25 protein-coding genes and 1 pseudogene are annotated in these 22823 nt (G+C 39.2%); 12 read left to right on the plus strand and 14 right to left on the minus strand.

Annotated elements, in window-relative coordinates; translation table 11 throughout:
• Window positions 1–100: 100 nt before the first annotated feature.
• From AA0Y26_RS09390 to AA0Y26_RS09405, 4 genes are all read right to left on the minus strand, one after another.
• On the minus strand, window positions 101–430 hold the full coding sequence (locus AA0Y26_RS09390; RefSeq protein WP_413367245.1) for an antibiotic biosynthesis monooxygenase family protein: 330 nt from the start codon (window positions 428–430) through the stop codon (window positions 101–103).
• Window positions 431–574: 144 nt separating this feature from the next.
• Window positions 575–913, minus strand: a complete 339-nt coding sequence (locus AA0Y26_RS09395; protein WP_413367247.1) for a phosphoglycolate phosphatase — start codon at window positions 911–913, stop codon at window positions 575–577.
• Window positions 914–1099: 186 nt separating this feature from the next.
• Window positions 1100–1288 carry a hypothetical protein gene (locus AA0Y26_RS09400; RefSeq protein ID WP_413367249.1) on the minus strand — a complete coding sequence of 63 codons (189 nt, stop codon included), beginning with the start codon at window positions 1286–1288 and terminating at the stop codon, window positions 1100–1102.
• Between the two features lie 237 nt (window positions 1289–1525).
• Window positions 1526–2374: an MBL fold metallo-hydrolase gene (locus AA0Y26_RS09405; protein WP_413367251.1), complete on the minus strand. Its 849-nt coding sequence runs from the start codon at window positions 2372–2374 to the stop codon at window positions 1526–1528.
• Between the two features lie 265 nt (window positions 2375–2639).
• On the opposite strand from AA0Y26_RS09405, the gene AA0Y26_RS09410 reads away from it, so the two are divergent.
• The gene (locus AA0Y26_RS09410; RefSeq protein WP_413367253.1) at window positions 2640–3203 is read left to right on the plus strand and encodes a DUF5412 family protein; all 564 of its coding nucleotides are present in this window, start codon (window positions 2640–2642) and stop codon (window positions 3201–3203) included.
• A 262-nt stretch (window positions 3204–3465) separates the two neighbouring features.
• Here the strand turns inward: AA0Y26_RS09410 and AA0Y26_RS09415 are convergent.
• The 3 genes and pseudogenes from AA0Y26_RS09415 to AA0Y26_RS09425 all read right to left on the minus strand — a co-directional run.
• Window positions 3466–3543: pseudogene (locus tag AA0Y26_RS09415) on the minus strand (IS3 family transposase); the annotation flags it as partial.
• A 72-nt stretch (window positions 3544–3615) separates the two neighbouring features.
• Complete coding sequence (locus AA0Y26_RS09420) at window positions 3616–3780, minus strand: hypothetical protein (protein WP_413367255.1); 165 nt, start codon at window positions 3778–3780, stop codon at window positions 3616–3618.
• Between the two features lie 315 nt (window positions 3781–4095).
• Entirely contained in the window at window positions 4096–4986 is an 891-nt protein-coding gene (locus AA0Y26_RS09425; protein ID WP_413367257.1) for a LysR family transcriptional regulator, read from the minus strand.
• Between the two features lie 159 nt (window positions 4987–5145).
• Here AA0Y26_RS09425 and thrC point away from each other — a divergent pair, with 159 nt between their 5' ends.
• The 3 genes from thrC (at window position 5146) to AA0Y26_RS09440 (ending at window position 8388) form a co-directional block, all read left to right on the plus strand.
• Window positions 5146–6420 (plus strand): threonine synthase, encoded by a 1275-nt coding sequence (gene thrC / locus AA0Y26_RS09430; protein ID WP_413368129.1) that lies wholly within the window; start codon window positions 5146–5148, stop codon window positions 6418–6420.
• A 293-nt stretch (window positions 6421–6713) separates the two neighbouring features.
• On the plus strand, window positions 6714–7112 hold the full coding sequence (locus AA0Y26_RS09435) for a GyrI-like domain-containing protein (RefSeq protein ID WP_413367259.1): 399 nt from the start codon (window positions 6714–6716) through the stop codon (window positions 7110–7112).
• A gap of 544 nt (window positions 7113–7656) precedes the next feature.
• Window positions 7657–8388 (plus strand): alpha/beta fold hydrolase, encoded by a 732-nt coding sequence (locus AA0Y26_RS09440; RefSeq protein ID WP_413367261.1) that lies wholly within the window; start codon window positions 7657–7659, stop codon window positions 8386–8388.
• A gap of 236 nt (window positions 8389–8624) precedes the next feature.
• Here AA0Y26_RS09440 and AA0Y26_RS09445 read toward each other — a convergent pair whose 3' ends face one another.
• Both AA0Y26_RS09445 and AA0Y26_RS09450 read right to left on the minus strand, forming a co-directional pair.
• The gene (locus tag AA0Y26_RS09445) at window positions 8625–8990 is read right to left on the minus strand and encodes a hypothetical protein (RefSeq protein WP_413367263.1); all 366 of its coding nucleotides are present in this window, start codon (window positions 8988–8990) and stop codon (window positions 8625–8627) included.
• Window positions 8991–9055: 65 nt separating this feature from the next.
• Window positions 9056–9685 carry an alpha/beta fold hydrolase gene (locus AA0Y26_RS09450; protein ID WP_413367265.1) on the minus strand — a complete coding sequence of 210 codons (630 nt, stop codon included), beginning with the start codon at window positions 9683–9685 and terminating at the stop codon, window positions 9056–9058.
• Between the two features lie 333 nt (window positions 9686–10018).
• Between AA0Y26_RS09450 and AA0Y26_RS09455 the strand changes: the two genes are divergently transcribed.
• Together AA0Y26_RS09455 and AA0Y26_RS09460 are read left to right on the plus strand one after the other, a co-directional pair.
• Window positions 10019–10999 (plus strand): BMP family lipoprotein, encoded by a 981-nt coding sequence (locus tag AA0Y26_RS09455; RefSeq protein WP_413367267.1) that lies wholly within the window; start codon window positions 10019–10021, stop codon window positions 10997–10999.
• 17 nt (window positions 11000–11016) lie between these two features.
• Window positions 11017–12669 carry a methyl-accepting chemotaxis protein gene (locus tag AA0Y26_RS09460; RefSeq protein ID WP_413367269.1) on the plus strand — a complete coding sequence of 551 codons (1653 nt, stop codon included), beginning with the start codon at window positions 11017–11019 and terminating at the stop codon, window positions 12667–12669.
• Between the two features lie 250 nt (window positions 12670–12919).
• On the opposite strand, the gene AA0Y26_RS09465 is transcribed toward AA0Y26_RS09460, so the two are convergent.
• On the minus strand, window positions 12920–13204 hold the full coding sequence (locus tag AA0Y26_RS09465; RefSeq protein ID WP_413367271.1) for a hypothetical protein: 285 nt from the start codon (window positions 13202–13204) through the stop codon (window positions 12920–12922).
• 410 nt (window positions 13205–13614) lie between these two features.
• On the opposite strand from AA0Y26_RS09465, the gene AA0Y26_RS09470 reads away from it, so the two are divergent.
• The 5 genes from AA0Y26_RS09470 to AA0Y26_RS09490 all read left to right on the plus strand — a co-directional run bounded on the left by AA0Y26_RS09470 (window position 13615) and on the right by AA0Y26_RS09490 (window position 18252).
• The gene (locus tag AA0Y26_RS09470) at window positions 13615–13926 is read left to right on the plus strand and encodes an ORF6N domain-containing protein (RefSeq protein ID WP_413367273.1); all 312 of its coding nucleotides are present in this window, start codon (window positions 13615–13617) and stop codon (window positions 13924–13926) included.
• Entirely contained in the window at window positions 13923–14624 is a 702-nt protein-coding gene (locus tag AA0Y26_RS09475) for a hypothetical protein (RefSeq protein ID WP_413367275.1), read from the plus strand. The genes AA0Y26_RS09470 and AA0Y26_RS09475 overlap by 4 nt, the downstream gene beginning before the upstream one ends.
• 1 nt (window position 14625) lies before the next feature.
• Window positions 14626–15858: a replicative DNA helicase gene (locus tag AA0Y26_RS09480; protein ID WP_413368131.1), complete on the plus strand. Its 1233-nt coding sequence runs from the start codon at window positions 14626–14628 to the stop codon at window positions 15856–15858.
• A complete protein-coding gene (locus tag AA0Y26_RS09485) occupies window positions 15821–16282 on the plus strand; it encodes a hypothetical protein (RefSeq protein WP_413367277.1) in 462 nt (153 codons plus the stop codon). Before AA0Y26_RS09480 ends, AA0Y26_RS09485 begins: the two co-directional genes overlap by 38 nt.
• 506 nt (window positions 16283–16788) lie before the next feature.
• The gene (locus AA0Y26_RS09490) at window positions 16789–18252 is read left to right on the plus strand and encodes a phospholipase D family protein (protein ID WP_413367279.1); all 1464 of its coding nucleotides are present in this window, start codon (window positions 16789–16791) and stop codon (window positions 18250–18252) included.
• A 518-nt stretch (window positions 18253–18770) separates the two neighbouring features.
• Here the strand turns inward: AA0Y26_RS09490 and AA0Y26_RS09495 are convergent.
• From AA0Y26_RS09495 to AA0Y26_RS09510, 4 genes are all read right to left on the minus strand, one after another.
• A complete protein-coding gene (locus AA0Y26_RS09495) occupies window positions 18771–18944 on the minus strand; it encodes a hypothetical protein (RefSeq protein ID WP_413367281.1) in 174 nt (57 codons plus the stop codon).
• Window positions 18945–19490: 546 nt separating this feature from the next.
• Window positions 19491–19934, minus strand: a complete 444-nt coding sequence (locus AA0Y26_RS09500; protein WP_413368132.1) for a GNAT family N-acetyltransferase — start codon at window positions 19932–19934, stop codon at window positions 19491–19493.
• 296 nt (window positions 19935–20230) lie between these two features.
• Complete coding sequence (locus AA0Y26_RS09505; protein WP_413367283.1) at window positions 20231–20476, minus strand: hypothetical protein; 246 nt, start codon at window positions 20474–20476, stop codon at window positions 20231–20233.
• 614 nt (window positions 20477–21090) lie between these two features.
• Window positions 21091–21777 (minus strand): ArsR/SmtB family transcription factor, encoded by a 687-nt coding sequence (locus AA0Y26_RS09510; RefSeq protein WP_413367285.1) that lies wholly within the window; start codon window positions 21775–21777, stop codon window positions 21091–21093.
• A 142-nt stretch (window positions 21778–21919) separates the two neighbouring features.
• On the opposite strand from AA0Y26_RS09510, the gene AA0Y26_RS09515 reads away from it, so the two are divergent.
• Window positions 21920–22822, plus strand: a complete 903-nt coding sequence (locus AA0Y26_RS09515; protein WP_413367287.1) for a DMT family transporter — start codon at window positions 21920–21922, stop codon at window positions 22820–22822.
• Window position 22823: the final 1 nt, after the last annotated feature.

Consider the following 22823-nt stretch of genomic DNA (forward strand, 5'->3'; position numbering starts at 1 on the left):
ACTCTATTTTTGCTGAACCTGCAATCGTCCCCATGCCGTTAGTGGTTTCAAAAAACATAGTAAGAAAGAGCTTCACTAAAAAGTCGTGAAGCTCCATAAATTAGATACTGTTTGTGTAATCTCTTTCAACTTTGCATATGCGCGTTTTATAAGAAGAATACCAGTCGTTCTTTCCCTTTTTCTGTGCTTTCATATGGGAACGGTTTTCCTTCCATTGCTGAATCGCCTCTAATGAATCCCAGTAGGAGACGGTAATGCCTAGTCCGTTTTCTTCTCTAGCACTTTCAACGCCTAAAAACCCTGGCTGCTTTGAAGCAAGTTCTGCCATTAAATCAGCCATCGTATGGTAGCCGTCAGGGTCGTTTTCGTTTCTTTGTGAGGTAAAAATAACCGCATAATAAGGAGGAGCGGGCGTATTTGCAAATAACATATTGATTGCCTCCAATACAAATGATATTGAAAATAATACCATATTTCTTATTTTGCATCTCGAGAATAATAAGCGGCTGCCATACAATGCGCAGCAGGCACAAGTGCATAAGGAAAAACCCCGGTATGAAACCGGGGGGCTGCTTTAATGCAGTGTTAGATTTGTGATTTTATAGTTCTTGGAGGAATTAACAGTAGCAGAAAATTTTTGGTTTTGATCATTTGATACATACCCGTAAATATAAATTTCAGATGTTGCATATTCACCTGAGTGACTTACACTTTTAATAACAATATCTGCGTTACTTTCGTTTTTAAAGTGATTGATGGCAGCCTGTTCAGCCAGCTCTTTTGTGTTCGGCCAAGCTTTTTGGCTGAATTCGTCTGGTGTACCGTTATCCATGATGGCAACGATCCAAGCTCCAACGGCCAGTAATACAATACCCCCCATAATGGATAAATTTCTTACTAGTTTTAATTGCATGATTAAACAACTCCATCTCTTTTCATTTTTTCGTATGTACATTTTGATTGTAGGATATACGTGAAATTTATACTATTTGATTAACTAACAATATGATTATAGTTTTGTAAGGTTTAGGTAATGGAACAATTGAATAACAGAAACGATTTGTGCGGTGGCATTAAAAATAGCGCTGCCAAAGCAACGCTAAGTTCGATTCATTTTAGACAGCCTTGCAACACTAAAGACAAAACCTATCAATCCGCCAATCAAGAAAATATAGGCGACTAGCAGTGACATGGCTTCCAGATTGTTTGTGAAGATTCTATAAGCTCCTACAGTAAATAACGCCAAACCACTAACGGAGCTTATTAATGTACTGTTCTTGTCAGTCAAACAACCACCTCCAAATAATGGGATTAACAATATGTTAACATAAAGGGAAGTGTTGGTTAACCTATTTTTGGAAAAATTTCCTTGAAGAAAATCAAAAAAGAGAGGGAGTAGTTACCTGAGACTTGCGGTTATGGCAGGGCAAGCCCGTGCTGTATACGTGGCGCATAATGACAGCCGCCCCATACAATTGAAAATGAAGCGGCTGCTGATTATCGTTGAAGGAAACCTTATATGCAATTATTGAGATTGAATGATTCGGTCATTTATAAAAGCTTTGATGAAAAATAGCTCATTTTCATTCGGATCTCTTTTCATTTCTGCCGTGAAGCACTCTATTGCATCATTTAATGAGGCGGATGTAACAGCTAGACTCGCTGTTGTTAGCTCTTCCCAATAAATAGTCATTTCCTTCACATCACATATGGATTCATGACCAAGCAGGAACCATTCAGCATCATATCTTTGAATGTCGTCCATCATAGGTTTCAGCAATGATTGCTTGATATGAAACAGGGAATTTGTTGTTGTCCCATATGCCGCATCACCTAAAAACAAAACCTTTTCATCAGGAATGTAAATGACGGTAGAGTCGTCTGTATGCGTACTGTGGATCCTGTCGAGTATACAGATTTTATTGCCTAAATCGATTGTTAACGTATTCTCAAAGATGATAGCAGGGGGATGCAGCTGAAAACTATCCCTGTTTGGCATGTCAGCCTGGATAATCTCCATACACTTAGCGCTCATCTGGTTCATATCCACATATTTTTGCAGGGAACGATCATCGAACGTATAACTTTGCCATTCGTTTAACAGTTCTTTTGTTTGACGATTCACGATTACCGTTGCATCAAATTCATTCATTCCTAGGAAATGATCCCAATGCGCGTGGGTAATAACGAGATATTTAACTGGCGGTACATTGAGCTTCTCGATTTCTAGTGAAAAATCTTTCGCATGCTGAGTGGAATTGCCGGCATCTATTACTAAACTATATCGGTCACCACATACCAATCCTAATGTTGGTCTTTCTTTCTCATCTTCGTTTGATAAATAATAAATCGTATCACTTAATTTATTTAACATGTCATTTCTCCTCTAGTTAAAATCGTGATTCTATGAAAGAGAAGATCTACATGTGTAGTAACAATAGAAAATCTTCTCATTTTAGTTTTTTACCATTGGACTTGTGCCTCCTTTTATTACCAAGTAAAATTATACCATATAATAGCTTGTACAGGGCTCTTTTGGTAAAAATAGTATCTTCATTGCATTATATAGCTTTGTTTAAACGTAATTGTTGTAACTATATTAGCTGTTAATACGTTCTTTATAGTAAGGTGGTAATAATATGAATGTATTACTTAATATAACAGGCTTCTTTCTATTTGTGTTCACATTAATATGTCTCTTACTTTTTATTGTGAACTTACTCATTTTCTTTTTTAAAAAGAGAGACTTCCCGAGAAAAACGCTAACAGTCACCATAATAGCTACTGCTGCATTTTTAGGGATATTTGTTTATATTCAATATTTCTTTACGTTTGACGTTATAAATAAAGAGTATATGCAAGAAGGGCCTCAACTTGTACTATCGCCAACAGGGAAATATACGGCCAATGCGTATTACGAACCGTACGGGGGTGCCGGGCCGAGTGGAGGCGTTCATGTATGGGTAGAAATAACAAACAATGAGGATAAGATAACGAAGACTGTCTATTATGCGGATGCAAAAAATCAATTTTTCATGGATTGGCTTGACGAGGATACGCTATCTATTGTGAATAAGGATGAAAAACCGGATACAGATAGAAGTATAGCGTTAACTGTTGAAAAAGAGATCTATCACGAAAATGGGTTGGCTTGTAAAAGCGTGCTGATGAAAAATGACTATGAAACATGCTATCAAAATTAATGTCTTTCAAACAAAAGGAAAGGGGACTGTCCACCTTATAAGATTAAGGATAAGTGAATGTATGTTTTTATTTTAAAAACAGTAAGTTATCTTTAATGTTACCCATTATATGAGAAGTAGTACATCACTTATATATTCGTGATGTACTTTTTTATTTAGTAGGCCTCTTATATGACGTCATTTTCTAAAACATTTAGTAATTATTATTACAACAACATTTTGTATATAATGAAACGGAATATCTGTTCTTACTTAACATTTTTTATTTAAGGGGCTGTTGTTTGAACTCCAAAGGCGTTAAATAGCCTAGTGTTCCGTGAATGCGGGTGTTGTTGAACCGATGAACATAATCATTTCACCCATAAAACATCTGCTGATACCGAATACTTGTGAGCGTTATTACGAATCACATTTATTTTCGTCCCGAGGCCTGGGCTGCTTGCTTTAAAATGTCGTTCAACATTAGCAAACGTAGATTTTCTTTGCGTAATCGAGCGATTTCGTTTTCTTCTTCCGTTCGATTATCTTTCGCTGCGAATGATTCTGCTTCCTGCTGATTTTTAATCCATCGATCCAACGCAGAAGTCGTCATATCCTATTTTCGAGCAATATCAGCACGTGACTAACATTTCCATAAAGCTTCACTAATTGCAGTTTAAATTCGGATGTAAAGGTTCGGGCGCCCGCGTGTCATCATAGCACGCTCCCTTTAATTGATAGTCTAAGATTACAAGCCCATATTTTATCTGTCCAACTTAGTGTAGCCTATCCAATTTTCCTTATGGTAAGGTATCCATCATTTGTTCCGTTTTGTTAAAGGAGTCTCTCTTCGAGGACCCTTTTTTATTGTTCCCTTTTACAATCGCTGCGGTTAATAAAATTAAAATATGTGTTAATTATTAACCTCATTAATAACCATTTGTATTAAATGATTTGCAGGTATTGAAAGTCCATCTTCTATTCTCGTGCAAATTGAAATAGGGTTTTTTAACTCAATCCCATCTACATTAACTTTCCCAACGTCGCCACGAGCAATATATTCTTTAACCTCTAGAGATGAAGCAAAAGTAACTCCATAACCTTCCATAACAGCCCTAATCGTTTCATTTAATCCATTAATTTGTAATCCAACAGTCGGTTGATTTACGTTGTTTATTTTACAGAGTGAAACTAACTTTTCACGTACAGAACTGCCCTCTTCTCGAAACACAAATGGCTCTTGTACAATTTGTGCTAAAGTAACTTTTTTTGAAGCAAACTTATGGTTTTTATGCACTACAAACCACATTTCATCTTCAAATAATTCCCTCCTATTTATTAAAGGGTGCAACTCTCTCCTTCCACCAATGAAAGCTATTTCTGCTTGATAATTAATTAATTGATCAATCGCTTTAAGCGAATTTGTAGTGGTTAATTCTACTTCAACATCGGGGTATCTTTGTTTGTAACTCGCTAGCCATTTTGGCAGTAGAAAATTTGCGGGAAGATATGTTGCAGCAATACGTAGTTTTCCAATAGATCCATTTTTATATTGTTCAATATAGGTTTCGATTTCTGCTTCAAGCGAAAACAATCTTTTAGTGTGCTTAGCAAGTTGAATCCCTGCTTCAGTTAATAAAATTCCTCTGCCCTTAGGGGCTAATAAAATCAGACCGATATCTTGTTCTAATTTTTTTATTTGTGCTGTTACAGCAGGCTGACTTATATTAAGCTCCTCAGCAGCTCGAGTAACATTTCCTTTTTCAGCTACTATGTGAAATAGCCTCAATGCATGAAGATTCATTTTACACCTCTATATTCATAAATAAAAATTATTAATACGAAATAATTATATATTAGATTTATTGATGGATCTCTTTTATTCTAAGATTAGGAAAATCGATTCGCAATAAAATATTCTTTTTGAGAGGTGAAAGGGGTCTAAATTGGTACCCTTGTGATGATGAAATTTGTATGTATTGACTGCGGTAAGGAATCGCCTACGAGCGAGTTTGAATTTCATTGTGTATGTGGCGGGCTGCTTGATATAGTGCATGATTTCCACCGATACGATGCTGACTTATTGAAACATTTATTTAAAGAACGACTTTCTGAACGTATGACCCCCTATGCGAGTGGGGTATGGAGGTACAAAGAGTTGATATTTCCTGAGTTGCCCGACAACTGTATTGTCACAAAATATGAAGGGAACACAGGGTTATATACTTCAGAATTACTACAGAACTATACCGGACTTAAACAAGTTTTTGTAAAGGCACAAAGTGAGAACCCTAGTGGTTCATTTAAGGATAACGGTATGACTGTTGCTGTTTCTCATGGTAAATTCTTAGGTTATAAAAAATTTACTTGCACTTCAACTGGAAATACCTCCTCTTCTTTAGCGATGTATGCTTCAATTGCTAATGCAGATTCTTATGTCTTCGTTCCAGATAAAGATATATCTTTAAATAAAGTTCTGCAGACATTGTCTTATGGTGCAAAAGTATTTAGTTTTGCGGGGACTTATGACGATGGCATACAATTTTTAGAGAAATATAGCAGTGATCTTGAATTATATGTATGTAATTCAATCAATCCATTTAGAATTGAAGGGCAAAAAAGTATCATTTATGAAATCGCACAGTATTTGAACTGGGAATTACCTGAATGGATAATCGTTCCTGGTGGAGCTTTAAGTAATGCAACAGCATTAGGTAAAGGATTACATGATTTATTTACACTGGGATTAATAAATAAGATGCCAAGAGTGGCAATCGTTCAAGCAGAGGGGGCCAGCCCATTTCATAAAATGGTATCTCAAGAAAAAAGAGAACTTACCCCTGAGCCTTTTCCATACACTCGAGCTTCTGCGTTGAATATTGGCAATCCACCAAGCTGGAAAAAAGCGCTACATACTCTAATCAAAACACGAGGAATTACAATTTCAGTAACGGATGAGGAAATTCTTGACGCAAAGGCTATCATTGATAGAAGTGGTATTGGTTGTGAACCTGCCTCAGCAGCAACAATTGCTGGACTACGTAATTTAGTTTCTAAGCAGGTAATCGATAAAGAAGAATCTGTATTATGTATCTTGACAGGAAATATTCTGAAGGATACGGATATTTTAAAGTATTATCATCTTGGAGAACATACCTGTGCAACATTTAAAAATACAATACAACATTCCAATTTAACACTAGACAGTATTAGAGAAAACATGATAGAGAAAAAATAAAAGAAATTTACGGATGATAGACAATCCTTTGAATTAATAAAACCAACTAACGGTTTAAGCCTCAACAATCTTTCATTCTTCTTTTTCGGTCTTTAAAAACAATCTCTCCAAAACAGTAAGTTTAGACATCATTTTACTTATAGCTTTGAAATAAAGTCGTACGGCTTTAAATAAAATTATATTGGCCGTAAATAGTTTAGCTTACGTTTACCGATTTGGATTTTATTAACTTATATATTAAGTTTTACAAAGGGAACGAATGTTTGTATTATAGTTATAAGGAGGCGGTAGTTGTGGAGTTGAATGTAGTAGATAGCATTAAGACAAATAATTTCGAAGACCCTAATATGGCGACAGTTATAGGAGAGCTTTGGCAACGTGCAGGAGCAAGTTTACAGGGCTATGAAGGTACGGTATATGGTGTGTATGATAAATATATGTCCAACTATAAGGGTGATTATCGATTGTCAGTTGCGGTAGAATCTTCTAACAGTGGCGAAACGATTAGAATAAAGGATGAACAGCAATATCGTGTATTCTCTGTAGACAAAGAAATTGAGCAAGGTGTGTATAAAATGTGGCAAACAATATGGGGGCTTGAAGAAACCGGAGAATTGCAGCGTGCTTATACAGTAGATTTTGAAAAATATACACCGACAGGGGATATTGAAATTTATATTGCTTTAAAATAAAAAAATGTAGCAACACTATGAGGAAATAATCAAACTTTTTTATAAAGTTCTCATACTTAGCTAAAACGAAAAATGCCATTTTGATCAATCTTTTTTCAAAATGGCGTTTTTGCATTTGTTGTTAAATAAGGATTGAAGAGCATTTTTACTCAAACTTTATTCCAAGTCAACATGGAGAAAAGAAACTATCGATTATGCAACTCCTGATGTAAAGGTAATTGATTGTTTAACGGAACTACTACCACAATGGGCGGAATACACCAATGTACATGTTACCATGCATAGAGATAAGATCGAGGTAGACGATAGTAAAGAAGTATATAGAATTTGGATTTCATATAGTAGATAAAGTTATTCCACAATCGGGTGCAGTACCTTCTTTAATAAGAAATGCGTCTGTTTTCTTGGGAGCCCATGTTCGCGAGGAAAGTAAAAAATATATATAGTGTAAATGAGTATGTGATTGATTACTCGCTAAATAAACAATCCATTCTATTTGGCTATAAAATAGTAATTAGTTAGTAAAATGAGAGGAACCGAATAAATGAGTAAAGAGATGTTTGTGCAAGTAAGTGATTATAAGCTATATGCTAAATTATTGAGTGAAACTACGGGAAAACCAACTATCATTATGGACGCAGGATATGGAGATTACTCAAAGGCTTGGGATTCAGTAATTGAGGATATTTCAAAACTTGGTAGTGTTTTAATTTATGATAGAGCTGGACTTGGGAAAAGCGAAAGAAGTTCGAACCCAAGAACCAGCCGTGAGATGGTAAAAGAATTGAAAGAGCTTCTTGTTAAAGCTAATATAGGACCACCATACCTTTTAGTAGGTCATTCGTTCGGTGGAGTCAATATGCGAATATTTGCAACTGAATATCAAAATGATGTTTGCGGGCTTGTCCTGGTTGACTCTACACCTGAAGACTATAGAGAAAGATTCCTCCCAACGATGTCCAAAGAGTTTCAAAGAGCATACAACAAGCAATTCATTTATGAAGGCAACTATGATGAATTTATGGAAAGTCTAGAACAGTTAAAAGATACTAAAATAAAATTAACTGTCCCAGTAATTGTTCTTTCAGCTGGTAAAAAAGATCATTACTCAAACGAATCACAAGAGCTATGGAATAAAATGCAGGAAGAAATTCTTGAAATATCTGCTGATGGCGAATTGGTAATAGCTAAAAACAGTACTCATTATATTCAAAATGTCGAATCTGAAGAGGTAGTAAGTGCGATAAAAAAGCTGATTGACAAGATGAGTGAGTGAAGGATTATGCATTATTTCTATTAATAAATGAATAAAGGTTGTAGTAGTAAATGTGTTCATATGCTGTACAAAAAGGATAGATACAAGCAGGTGTAATGCCTGTTCATCTATCCTTTTCTTAATACCTTATATAATGTGTGACATTATAATTGGATAGTTAGTTATCAGGTTCTGTAATTATTTTCTTCACTTTTAATAAAACATACCGGGCAGTCCCAATCTTTGTAACGAAAGGCTCACGCCTCAGTCGGCTGCTTTTTATACCGTATGTATGATGCGAAAACAGAAAAGAAATAAAGGACCCAAAGAAGCGGATTTGAAAGGCTGATACCGCTTTGGGATTGTCCGCCAGCCAATGTCAACAGTATGAGTACGGCTAAAATGGCGTGTGTAATGATCAGGGATTGGCGGAAGCGCTTCTTTGGTGTAGCGGTCGTGTACGGCCTGTATTCTGTAACCGCAGTCAAGATCACAAATACGACGACACCGATGACAGCGGCTTTCGGGCTGATTCCAATGGACGGGAAGAAATCCAGCACCGCCATGAAAATGAAAGATAAAATCGTAAGGGATAAAAATAGTTTGTTCAGTGTTTTCTTCATCTTGCTCTCCTTGTAATGGCTATTGTGTTAGTAAAGTTTCTGCTGTGTGAATGTATCAGCAGCTTTTATAAATGATGTTTTTCATAAAAAACTTCGAGTACCTCTGCCAGCCTATGCGGTGCTTGCGTGTTTACTTCATGCCCTGCATCTGAAATAACCTGAAGTTCTGCATCTGGAATTCGCTCCGCTAACCCTTTAGCAGCATTTCTGTTTGCATAATCCTTCCGTCCAGAGACAATCAGGCTGGGACAAGAAATCGTGTGTAATTGTTTACTGAAATTCAAATCCATCATTGAATTGGTCAGCTGGATAAAGTCCTTCTTCGTAAATCCCATTTCCTGAAAAGCAGCCTTTGGTACAAAGCGGAAAATCACATTTTGAAATGCCAGCAAGTACTTCGGCATTTGATACTGTGTATTGATCAAAGCGATAGACGCTGCTTTTTCTGGATGATCTATCGCATAATGCAGTGCTAAAATCCCGCCCAAAGACAGGCCGCAAAGATGCAGCGGCTCGTCTATACCTCCGCAGTATTCTACAAAACGAGTATACAGGCTGTTGTACGTAACCTCTTTTTGGTCAAGCATTCCAGGTAAATCCGGGCAATCTACATGGCGATGTTCCGGCAACAAAGAAACCGTTCTCTCCCAGCTCGATGAATTCTGCCCAAGTCCATGGATGAAAACATGCGCCAACGATGCCACCTCCTTATTTTATTTTTCTCAATATTGCCTGTGACAAGGCGTACAGTCTAGACGCCATAATGGCCTTCCGATGATACACTCAAGGTAATCCAGCTGCCCTAACGTATTGGTTTAATTCAGTATAGCAAAATCCTGCGGGAAAAAATCTACTAAACAAGGATTGTTTTTCAAGTTATATAAACTTATAATAATCGATTTATGCAATATTAGTAAGTGAAATAGGTATATTGTATCTTTTGTTATATTGTGGACCATTATACTATAAGTTTTTGGGCAGATGAATTTGTCGGATGTCTAATGTATTAAAAGATAAGGACTGATTATATGAAAAAAGTTTGGATTTTATCGTTAAGTCTTTTTGTACTATTATTTCTTTCTGCGTGCTCCAGCAGCAATGAAGAAGTATCTGGGAAAGAACGTATGAAGGTTGGGGTCATGCTGTCGGATGCAGGGCTCGGCGACCAGTCTTTTTCAGATATTGCCTTTGAAGGACTGGAGAAAGCGCGGGATGAGCTGGATATTACTTTTGACTACCGTGAACTTTCGGAAACCGATACATATGAGCAGGGCATTGAGGAGCTTGTGGAAGGGGGTCAGGATCTTGTGATTGGGCTGGGCTTTTCCGTACAGGAGGCGATGGAGAAGGCCGCTGCAAAATACCCGGACCAGCAGTTTTTATTAATTGATGCCATGTCGGATGCACCGAATATTAACACGGTGCTGTTTAAGGAGGATGAAGGCTCCTACTTATTAGGTGCTCTTGCCGCCATGAAATCGAAAACTGGAACAGTCGGCTTTATAGGCGGTGTCGATAATCCGGTAATTCACCGATTCGAGCAAGGCTTTGCCGCAGGCGTTAAGCAGGTGAATCCGGATGCCAAAATATTGTCCGAATATGCAGGCACTTTCGGGGATGATCATTTAGGTGCCACTATCGCAAAAGACATGATTGCAGAGGGGGCAGACTTTTTATACCCTGCTGCCGGCTTTACTGGCGTCGGGTCGATTTTAGCAGCGCAGGAGGCAGGGGTTTATGCATTTGGTGTAGACATTGACCAGTTTTTCCTAGCTGAGAAAACGATTGTATCTTCCTTGTTAAAGCGTGTGGATACGGCTGTTTATCAATCGATTGAGGAAATAGTGAAGTCAGGAAAGTTGTCTGAGAAACATAAAGTACTAGGCATTAAGGAAAATGGTGTAAGTCTTGCACCTATCCGCGTATTATCGCTCACGGCAGAAGAGCAAAAACAACTTGATGCACTGCAGGAAAAGCTTTCGGATGGAAGTTTGACGATTACTGAATAGGAAGTAAGGTGAAAAAAATGAAACTGAAACCCAAAATACTGATGCTTTCCATTATCCCTTTACTGCTTGCGGTTGGCGTGATTGGCTATAATATCGTTCAATTGACAAGCTTGAATTCATCGACTGAGGAGGTAGTGGCGTCTCTCGTTACAGTGGAAGAGTTAAACAGCTCTGTGCAAAGCCTGCAAAAATCGCTTAGCGTGTACTCCTTAAATGTTTCGGAGAGCAATAAGCAGGACATTGAGAATGATATGGCCGGGACAGAGGAAATCTATCAACAGCTGCAAGCCGCTTATACAACCGAACGGCAGCACGAACTCGGCAAACGGTTTGAAATGAAATTTGCCGACGTTGCAGCCGTGACAGCAGAATCCCTGCAAACGGCCAATGTAACGGAAATCAAACGGCAGTCTCTGCGGACAAAAGGGATTGTCAATGATGTGATTGAGTTAAAAAGAGACGTAAGTGCAGGGTATGCTTCCATGCAGGCAGAGCTGCAAAGTAAAATTACAAAGATTGTCTGGATGTCTATTATACTGGCAACGATCATTTTAGTAGTAAGTATCGGGGCAGCACTTTACTTCACGAATCGGATTGTTGCGCCGATTCGCAATATGACCGAAAATGCAAAGCAAATTGCAGATGGCAATTTAGGTGTGCAGTTTGAGGAAATCCATACGCGTGATGAAGTGGCGGATTTACAGCAGTCCTTCAAACAGATGGCCGGCAATTTGAAGGATATTATTTCACATGTATCCAATAGTGCCAACCAGGTTGCTGCCTCCGCCGAGGAGCTGATGGCCAGTGCGGATGAAACGATGAAGGGAACAGAGCTCATCTCCATCTCGATTCAGGATGTCTCAGATGCTGCTACACAGCAAACAGAGATGTCTGAGGAATCTTCAACTTTCGCGCAGGAAGTACTGCACGATGCAAAAGAGATCGCAAAACAGGCTGATCATGCCATGGAGCTGTCTGTATCGACGAATGACAAAGTTCAAAAAGGATCTGTTTTTGTTGAAGATACTGTTTCACAGATGAATTTAATTCAGACAACAGTTGAACAGACAGACCATTCTTTGACAATGCTTACCGGCCGCACGAAGGAAATCGTAAATATCCTGAAACTTGTGCAGGACATTTCGGAACAGACAAACTTATTAGCCTTAAATGCGGCTATTGAGGCTGCGCGGGCAGGGGAAGCAGGTAAAGGATTTGCTGTCGTAGCGGACGAGGTGAAAAAGCTTTCCGAGCAGACAAAGCATTCTGTATCAGACATTTCACGTATAGCAGCGGAGATTGAAAAGGATACCGTCAATACGGTGACATCCATTCATGACGTGAAGGAACGGGTGAATACAGGAATCACGATTTCCCATAATACAAAAGCTACGTTTGATGAAATATTGACGATCATCGGGCAGGTTCAGGGACAAGTGAAACAGATTACGGCTGTCTCCGGCGGCATCCACTCGAAAATGGAAGCTGTGTCGGCACAGTCACTGCAAATGGCCGACATGTCACAAGTAACTGCTGGAAATGCTGTTTCGGTTGCTTCCGCATCCGAAGAGCAGCTTGCTTCTATGGAAGAAGTAAATGCAGCAGCTGTGTCTTTAGCACATTTAGCCGAAGATTTACAAAGTGTTGTATCCAAGTTTAATGCTTCTTAAAGAAAAGGGCTGCGGCTTATGCAGCACTGTTTAAGATCAATATATCAAGGGAAACGAAACGCCGTAAAGCGCTGTACATACAGTGTTTTCGGCGTTTTTTTGTGTTGGCTATGTGAATGTTCACTATTGATATTTATAGAAAAAAAGACTTCCATAAAGTTGGTAGTTCTGTTTAATTTATTGCCTTATTTACCTAACGTCCCCGGTAGTGATATAGAAAGACTTACACAATAATTGATGTGACAATAAGTCATTGTTTCTTACCTTTTCGTTCTAGAAATAGAGGTGCGATATTTAGTAAGATAGAGACAAATGTGAAAAACCATAGTGCCCTTCCGTAATTAGGTACTTCCCCTAAAAGTGACCAATCTTCTTTTTTTACCCACTCCGATACAAGACTGTATTCAGCGCAAAGTGTTAATGCTGTAAATGATAACCCCAACGCCATAGCAAGCTTATAATCCTTTCCTGCTGCATACACATAAAGGTTTATAAGAGTTGCTGCTAGTGCAATCACCCCAAATAATATCCACATCACTATACCCCCATCTATTTTTATTTATGCCGTGTCATGATACGAATGTGCTTCTTCTCCATTTTTTGCCTTCTTTATTATCAGACATTCATAAGTCTCATCTTGTTTTGGTGTAAATGCTCTTCTTTTTGTGATCACTTATTGAACAAACCTGTCCTGTTGGATGAATAAATAAGCAACCTTTTTATAGAAAAATTAGACGATATTGGTTTACTGTAAGTTTCATCAATTACGATCATCACCAGCCATGAGTTGATATTTCTATTTCACAATGAATGTTCGCAAACTTCGAATAGGAACAATAACCTTTAACACAGAATTTGTGTCAAAAAAGTTTGTAAAAAATTTTGAAGAAATGTCCCTTTTTTGATGAGTCCCTGCGATTCATATGTATAAAGGGGGAATGAACAATGAATTGGCAAGGACTACAGGTACTGCTGACATTCGATTTGGCAGATAGGCTGGGGGTGAGCAGGCAGCATCTGCTGCGCAATTTCGCAAGGCATCGCCATATGCTGACAGAAGGGGTGCATTACTTTGTGCTGTCCGGCATGGCGCTGAATGAGTGGAAGGGAATGTATGGGGGACAGCAGTATCCGCCTGTTTGTTTCGTTTGGACGGAAAGCGGTGCCTATTACTTGATGCAGACATTCCGTGCGCCGTATGTAAGGAGAAATTATATAGAGCGGGTATTTCCGTACTTTTGGGAGGGGAGCAAATGAGAAAGCTTGCGAACTGTGACTCCGTGCCCGTTTATAAGCAACTGGCTGTGAAGGTCGGTCTGCATGAAGCAATCTTTCTGCAGCAGCTCCATTACAACCTTCAGTTTTCAAGAAAGGTAGTGGAGCGCTATAAATGGTATCAATGCAAAATGGACAATTGGCTGAAGCAGCTGCCATTTTTATCGAAAAGTACAATAGAGCGTACAATCAAATCCGTATGTACCATGCAGTTGGCTGAGAGAAGGACGTTTGATGGCAAAGGTACATATTACCGCATCCGTTATGAAGTGCTGCAGGAAATGTTGGTTGTAGACAGTGAATCTAATAGAAGCACGCTTCCAACTGATGGCGATGATGCTTCTAATTGGGGTACGATTACGCATCAGGCAGAGGGAGAAAGTACCTCAGGCAGAAGGAGGGAAATGGCCGGAAACGCTGATATATCAACGGCCGGCGGCGCCCTAAGAAGTAAAGAAAGAAATAAAGAAAAAATAATTAAAGAAAGCAGCGATGTACTGTTGTATGCAAAAGCGGTTGGCGCGCAATGGGGAGTGGATGAGGGGCAGGTGTTCCTTGACGTGTATGAAGCACTGGAAAACGGGGCAGATGTCATAAAAATGCTTATGCAGGTCCGCAAGGCTTCCCAGCAGCAGCTCACACTGTACCCGCACGAACTTTTTGGTGATGGCTATGCATGACATGCTCGAGCAAAGCATATTGGCCGTAGTTCTTCAGGATGCACATTTTTTGGATGATACGGTATTGCACCCAGCCATGTTTACGGCCGTACATCACCGGAATTTACTGCAATGCATGCAGCAGCTGAAAAGTGAAAATGCGATGATCGATATCGTCACGCTGATTGCACGCTTTGGTGCAGAGCATTTCGGGGGTGCCGGCTATTTACAAAGCCTGCAGCAATATGCAAACGAGGAGAAGTTCGAAGCATACTGCGAGGTGCTGCTGGAGCAGTATAAAGAGCGGCGGAAACTGCAGCTGCTGCTCCAGGCCCAGCAGGAAAACTGGAAGGTCGAAGCGATTCAGGAGCACCTCGATCGAATTCAGGATACGGTCATGCCTGTGGATACAAGCATTAAGCCGGCTCTTATGTCGATGCACGACTGGCCGTTCTTGCATACTGTTATCGAACCTTCCATCACGACCGGCATTACGCCGCTCAACCGGCTTTTGGAAGGTTTCAAGCCCGGGGAGCTGACCATTTTAGCGGCAAGGCCGTCGATGGGGAAGACGGATGTGATGACCTGCTTTGCATTAGCCGCCGGATTGGAACATACCGCTTTGATTTTTTCTCTTGAGATGAGCCGTGATGCACTGCTGAAGCGCATGGTTGCACAGATCGGCGATTTTAACCGCCATCATCTGCACGATCCATACGGGCGCATGACGGAAGAGGACAAACTGCGCTGGAGCAAGGTATTAAACAGCCTTTATACGAGAAGTATCGAAATTGACGAGCGCTCTGTTTTGTCCGTAGAAAAAATGCGGGTGCAAGTAAGGCGGACGAAGAAAAGCCATCCAGATAAACCGCTCATCGTCTTCATCGACTACCTGCAAATCATGCAGACGGATGAAAGCCTGCCGCACGTTCAGGCAATCGGTCAAATCAGCCGCGGGTTGAAGGCACTGGCAAAGGACTTTCAATGTCCAGTCATCTGCCTTTCCCAGCTGAACCGTAACAGTGAGAGCCGGCTGGAGAAAAGGCCGATGCTCAGCGATATCCGTGATTCGGGTAATATCGAGCAGGATGCGGATGTGGTGCTGCTGCTGTACCGCGACAGCTACTACAACAAAGAAAAAACAAACAAGTTTGACCCCCTTGAAATCATCGTAGCGAAGCATCGTAACGGGTCGACCGGGAAGGTGCAGGTGTTCTATGACAAAACAACCGGGCGCATTCAAGACCGTGCATGAAATCTTCGCGGCTGCCCTTAGCTGCGAGGATGCATTTTTAGCAACAGTCATCTACTGGTGCATACAGGAAGGCCGCCTGCAGCTGACAGATGCAAGCGATCGTCTGGATGCAGTTGTGCTCACGGAAAACGAGCAAAAAACAATCCGCCAATGGATCAAACGTGATGTACTCGGGCTGAAAAAGATAAAGCTCTATGCGTTTCCGTGCAGGGAGGGGACGTACGCACTCGTTTTCGCCGAGCATGTAGAGCAGGGTGCGCAGCTGTTTGAAGGAATCTACCAATTTCGTCCGGAGCGTGCCTTTAGTGTGTATAACCGGCTGAAAAGCCGGATGTATGTGGTGAACGGGCAGGTGCAGACGATTCAGGAGCTGAAATATGCACTCCCGGCGCTGCCGTATTATTTTGGGGAGGTTGAGGGGTGAATGGGGCGGCTTTTGAATCAGCTGTAGCTTTAGAATAAAGTTTGATCATTTCCTACTGTTGAGCTTCCACAATCGCGTCAGATTGTTGAATAATGACGTGTATACTAACTAATCAGCTAAATAAACGATTATCATATATAGATTTGGAATATAAATTTCCCAATCACCCATTGTTTTGGAAGCTGACTATTCATCAGGAAGTTTATTCTATTTATTTGCAATACTACTCGGCATCATTTTCAACTTCGATTTAGTTAATCAATTAAATCAATACCCTATATATTCTTAATCTTCCAGTACTCTTTTACTTTTGATACAGAAACACCTATATCATAACTATTAGTAATATTTGTAAAGTGATGTATGGTTTTTTTAGTTTCCTCCCTGGTACTTGCTTCGAGAAATAATGGGATCTGCATACAATTTTCTATCTGCCAAGCAAGCTGCCGCTGTTTAACTTTGCTTGTTCACGGGAACTAAAAGTACAAGATATTGGGGGAATTTCAATGAAAAAAGTTGAGAAGAGATGGAACAGCTGGAGTCACAGAAAAAAAGTTATAAGCGCTCTTATTCTTCTTTTGATTTTGCTATATATAGGAGAAATGTTATGGCATACATATAAACCGTTGCCGGAAGATATTTCCTATGAAGGAGACCTGCATAGAACAGACAATATTGAAATGCTAACGGATTTAACTTATGCGCAAGACCAGGAAGGGACCAATCGGAAACATGAGAATCATATATTTGATGAAGTTTATACGTTGATTGATGAAGCCGAACAGTTTGTGGTGGTGGATTTCTTTTTGATGGATGGGTATTTCGATGAAAAAGAAGATTTCCCGCCAATCGCGAATATCCTCTCTGACAAGCTTGCCGAGAAAAAGAAAAACAATCCCGATATGCCGGTTGTTTTCATCACCGATCCGCTCAATAAGGGCTATGGCTCCTATGAAACCCCATGGTTCAAGAAGATGCGTGAAGCCGGGGTAGAAATTGTTTACACGGATTTAAAGCAGCTGCGGGATTCCACGCCGGTTTATTCAGGCTTATACAGATTAATTTTTCAATGGTTCGACCACGACGACAAGGGATGGATTGACAATGCCATGTCAAGCAAAGCGCCAAAAATGACCGTATCCTCCTATTTGGAACTGCTCAATGTGAAAGCCAACCACCGCAAAGCGGCCGTTTCGGAAAAGGAAGCGATTATCACATCATCAAACCCGCATGATGCAAGTGGCTTCCACGGAAATCTTGGTTTGAAAGTAACGGGGCCCGTCATAAACGATATTCTGGAGGCAGAAGAAGCGGTGTCACTCATGTCGGATGGTCCGAAATTGCCGAGGGCTGATATGCCGCAGCAAGGTGATGGCCAATATGCTGTACAATATTTGACCGAGAAGAAAATTTTGGATGCCTTGCTTGAGGATCTAGCGGCGACAAAAGCAGGGGATAAAATTTGGATTGGCATGTTCTTTATTGCCCAGCGCGACATTGTCAACACCTTAACAGATGCAGCAAACCGGGGCGTGCAGGTGAATATGATTCTAGATCCAAATGAAAACTCATTCGGTCAGGAAAAGTCCGGCCTGCCGAATCGACCGGTTGTGAACGAGCTGCTTGAGGATACAAATGAACAAATCAACATTCGCTGGTACAACACCGTTGTCGGCCAATACCATACAAAAGCCATCTGGATTCAAACAGCGGAACAAACAATCATTTCAAGCGGTTCTGCCAACTATACGGAACGAACATTGGAGAATTACAACCTGGAAAATAACGTACGCATCCTCGCTCCAAATGATAGCGCGCTCGCCTTGGAGATGGAACGATATTTTGAACGGCTTTGGAAGAATGAAGATGCCCTCTACACTCTTGATGCGGAAGAATATCAGGATAACTTCTCCTGGTGGCAGCGCTGGATTTACACGGTTCAAAGAGCAGCCAAGGTAACCACTTATTAACGGAATAAAGAAGATTCTCCTAATTGAATGTAACGGGTTCGGTTGATGGGGAGAAACATGTTAAAAACAATCTAAATGACATTCCATTAGCATTTTATCTAGCCATTAAACTCTCTATATAAATGGCGAATAGAACCGCTCAGATTATTTCTGAGTGGTTTTTATTTCATATTTTGAACCAACTGAGATTCCTTTAAAAAAGCAAATTTACAGCGATAAGAATATGCATCATTTTATTCAGTAACACTGATGATATAGCATTGTGCCAAATTCGTTCAAACCGTTGCTGCACCTGAATTTTAAGAAATGTATAAATAATGTATATAGAAAAGACCACGAACATTGATATTACAACATTCGCAGTTTTTTGGGGTGTTTCCGAACTTGCGTTTGGGAACGTTTATTATGATTGCTTTGTAAAACTTATAAGTCCTTGTTGCACTTAAGCGCCCGGTTGCTTAAGTGAGTATTGGTACAAATAGAACGTCAAGAAAAATGTCTACCGATATTAATGTGTATTAATGACCTAGATTGTCGTTGTTACCACTAAGTGGTTCTACTACTTCTCCATCTTTATCTGTTACAATACTGTCGGTTTCCTTATTAGCCTCGGTCAAAGATCCATAATAAATAAAAACACCAAAAGTAATGATAGCTATCGTTGTTAATCCTATAGAAATTCTCTTTTTCATAAAGTAGTCATCTCCCTAAAGATAAATTTGTTTTATCCAATACACTCTACCCATTATATTAGACTTGCTATTAAAATAACCATAATAAACAAATATAACAATAATAGGATAAAAATTGTGAAAATAACATAAGCGACAGACTTCCATATTCCTTTCGGGGCTTTTATTGCCAGGAATAACCCTAAAAGAATTCCTAAAGTTTCTATCTTCCAATCGTTTGGTAGAAAAAACAATGTAATAAACAGTATAATTACTGAAATTAAACCTAAATACTTTTTCATTATTTTCACTCCCGAAACAATTTTCTATCTCTAAGAGTAACGAAATTAATTGGTAGAAGTTCCGAAAAATGGAATATAACCTTCCCAAAGCGTCGCTTGAAAAGCTATTATCTTTCAGTCATGAAACTTCCATTCGGGAACGTTTATTATGATTGTTTTGTATAGATTATAAATCCGTGCTGCACTAAAGCTCCCCGTTAGTGAAACAAGAACGATTATGAAACAATCGCGCCCGTGTATAGAAATAGGTTCCATTTTCAAATACTCAGACATATTTTTCTGGTATGTACAACCGCATATAAAGATAATCATCCTCCATATCGTCTGTTATATCAAAGCCTATGTTGCTCCAAAATTTTTGTGCGGTTATATTTTCTAGATTAACTGGTAAGGAAATCCTAGTTGCATTGTATTCCTTCCGCAAATATTCAACACAAAGCCTAGCCGCTGCTGATCCATAGCCTTTTTTTTGAAAACGGCTATCTATCATAAAATTTATGATTTGGGGGTTATTTTCGCCAATATACATTAAAACATAGCCCACCATCACATTATCGGCATAAATTGCAAAGGGGCGTGAATCATCATAAAACACCCACGCTTCGGCTAAAGACCATGCTACAGAGTCTACAAAGTCCGCATTGGTATCATCTGTATGCAAGTTTAAACATTCTTCATAATTGTCCTGATTAATTGTTCTTAACTCCACCAAAAAATATCACCTCCCAAACATAGTTAAGGATGTTTAATGTAAATAATCCAACTTTTGAAAAGTGGAATTAGCAAACAAATCTTAATACAACCTGGAAATCCTAGAACCTAATGCTCCAATTGATTTTGAATCAGTTCTCCTTGAGAATAGTCAAAGAGAAAAAAGCCTTCCAAAGCGCGGGTGGGGGCTGATTCCCTAACTTTCATTCGGGAACGTTTATTAGATTTGTTTTGTATGCTTTATAAATCCTTGTTGGATTAATATTCTTTTTGTTGAATACATCCATGGAGAATCTAACCAGCAATTCCCCTAGCAAGTACTAGGAAAAATACAAAAACTAAGACTCCGCCATTTAATAAAACACCTAATATTCCTGACAACCACTTCTTTGATAGTATCGCAAATACAATGCCGAATAGCGAAAATATCCCTAGAATGATAATAGCCAGCATCAAATTCGCATTAGGTCCTCTTATAATTAAAAATGCAATTATACTGGCAATAACCATTAGAAAAGTAAGAAATCCTAGCTTGTTCATCTAATCCCCCCTAAATTTTAGTACAACTAATTAAATAGAACTTTTTATATATATTGTATTATTATAACAAATATAGGGTTTAAAAGATTGGAAAATAACAATCTTCCCAAAGCGTCGTTCGATAGCCTTTCACAGAAGTATGGTATTCAATAATATGGCCCATTTATGGAATAAGAAACTATTTTGCCTATTTACACAGGAATTTGATCAATCTTTTTTATATATGATCGAACTATATTTCAAAGCTGCATCAGCTGAACACGCAATATCCTGCTTGCCGAATACAGTATCGGACTTCACGTGGAGAGATAAAAAGTGCTTTAATCCTTATTACGCTAACGGGGCAGGTTGGCGTAATAAGGATTAACTAGAATGTTAGAAAGAAAGGACAGCAAAAATATGTGTATGGATTATCCAAATATTAGTTGCTAGAAAGCGTGTTTTTTAGATAAAGTCCTATAAAAAAATGACACGCCAGTTGATGGGAGCGAAAGTGACGAGGAGACTGAGGCCATGCCCGTGGAAAGCGAGCCGGCTGTAGTGGAAATCAACTGTGCATATGATTACTGACAATAAAAGGTGAATCAATACCCGTGAAACAAGAAAGTGTAAATCTAAATCTCTAGCCCCAAAAAGTCTTTAAAGCCCGATTTTCCTAGGGGAGTAATAACGATTTCCCGGGAATTTGCTTTCGTTTCTATCCAGCCCAATTCCATATACTTTTCAAATAAACCATTTCCTAACGCACCACCCAAATGATGCGTGCGTTCGCTCCAGTCAAGACATGCATGAGAAAAGGAACGGCGCTTTTTAGATAAGCCGACCAAATCTATCCCAAAGTCTTTAAAAAAGCGCTCTCCCGCAGCTGTTACAACAAATTCTTTATTAGTTCTCTCTATATACCCTGCCTCTTGCATGCTATTTGTTAAGTTCACACTTACACGTCCAGCTAAATGATCATAACAAGTTCTTATATTTTCTAATTTTTTTAGTTGACTAGATTGGTTTAAAGATCGAACTTCAGGTAGAGGAGATAAGGACATAATGACCTCAAGGGTATTTGCTACCTCGTTATTTGCCAATCGGAAATATCGAAACCGTCCATATTTTTCACAAATGATCAGGTTATTTTCTTCTAGCTTAGCAAGGTGAAAGCTGGCTGTCTGGGGTTTAATGGAGGCCATATACGCCAGTTCACTGGCTGTATGGAATTTCCCATCCATTAAAGCTGCCAGTATGGCTGCTCTTGATTTTTCGGTAAGAAGAGCAGTGAGTGCCGAAATATTCGGATGTATGATCATTTTGAACACCTCTGTAATCCATATTTCGATGAATATCGAATTATCTAGCTTTTATAATCATACTAAAGAATCTCTCCACAAGGGAAGGGGGATTTTTCAATTTAAAGGGAAAAGAAAAATGTGATTGGGAGGTTGGGGTTATATGAAAAAACACTACTTTTTTGCATGTATTATTTTAACTACTTTTTTAATGGGATCGTCTTTTGCGGTAGGTAAGATAGGGTTAGGCTATTCTTCACCGTTGTTATTGGCTGGATTACGTTTTCTTCTAGCTGGATTGATCATGACTATTATTGTGAGAATGCTAAAAAGACCACACCCTGGCAGTATGAAAAATTGGGGAAGAATAGCGATGATAGGAACGTTCCAAACGGCAGGGGTTATGGGATGTATATTTTTAAGTCTAAGAACAATAACAGCGAGTGAATCTTCTATTTTAACTTTTATGAATCCGTTATTAGTCATTATTTTAGGCACTGTTTTTATGGGAAATCGTTATAGATGGTTTCAATGGATTGGCGTTGTATTAGGCTTTATAGGTGTAGGGATCACGTTAGGCGGCATAAATGACTTTAAAATAGGAATCGTATTTGGCGCAGTTTCAGCTGTATTTTGGGCTGTTTCCACATTATTGGTTAATAAGTGGGGAGAACATTTTGATACATGGGTGCTTTCTGCCTATCAAATGCTGGTTGGCGGAGGCATTCTACTATTTTTAAGTATATTGCTGGAAGAACCTTTCTTTCATATAAATAAGCATTCGGTCCTTATTCTCTTATGGTTAAGTATCATGTCATCTATTGTTCAATTTGCGGTTTGGTATTTCCTTTTACAAAAAGGGGAACCAGGTAAAACAAGTTCTTATTTATTTCTAGCTCCATTTTTTGGCGTGTTGACGGGGAGTGTATTGCTGAACGAACCGATTTCCTATTCGCTGATGGCTGGAGGACTATTTATTTTCATCGGTATCTATCTTGTTAATAACAATTTTACAAAAGAAGAGGTGAATAATACCGGTACTCCTCTAAATAAAATAAAGGAATAAA

Source organism: Lysinibacillus canaveralius (assembly GCF_047301505.1).
Taxonomy (GTDB): Bacteria; Bacillota; Bacilli; order Bacillales_A; family Planococcaceae; genus Lysinibacillus_B.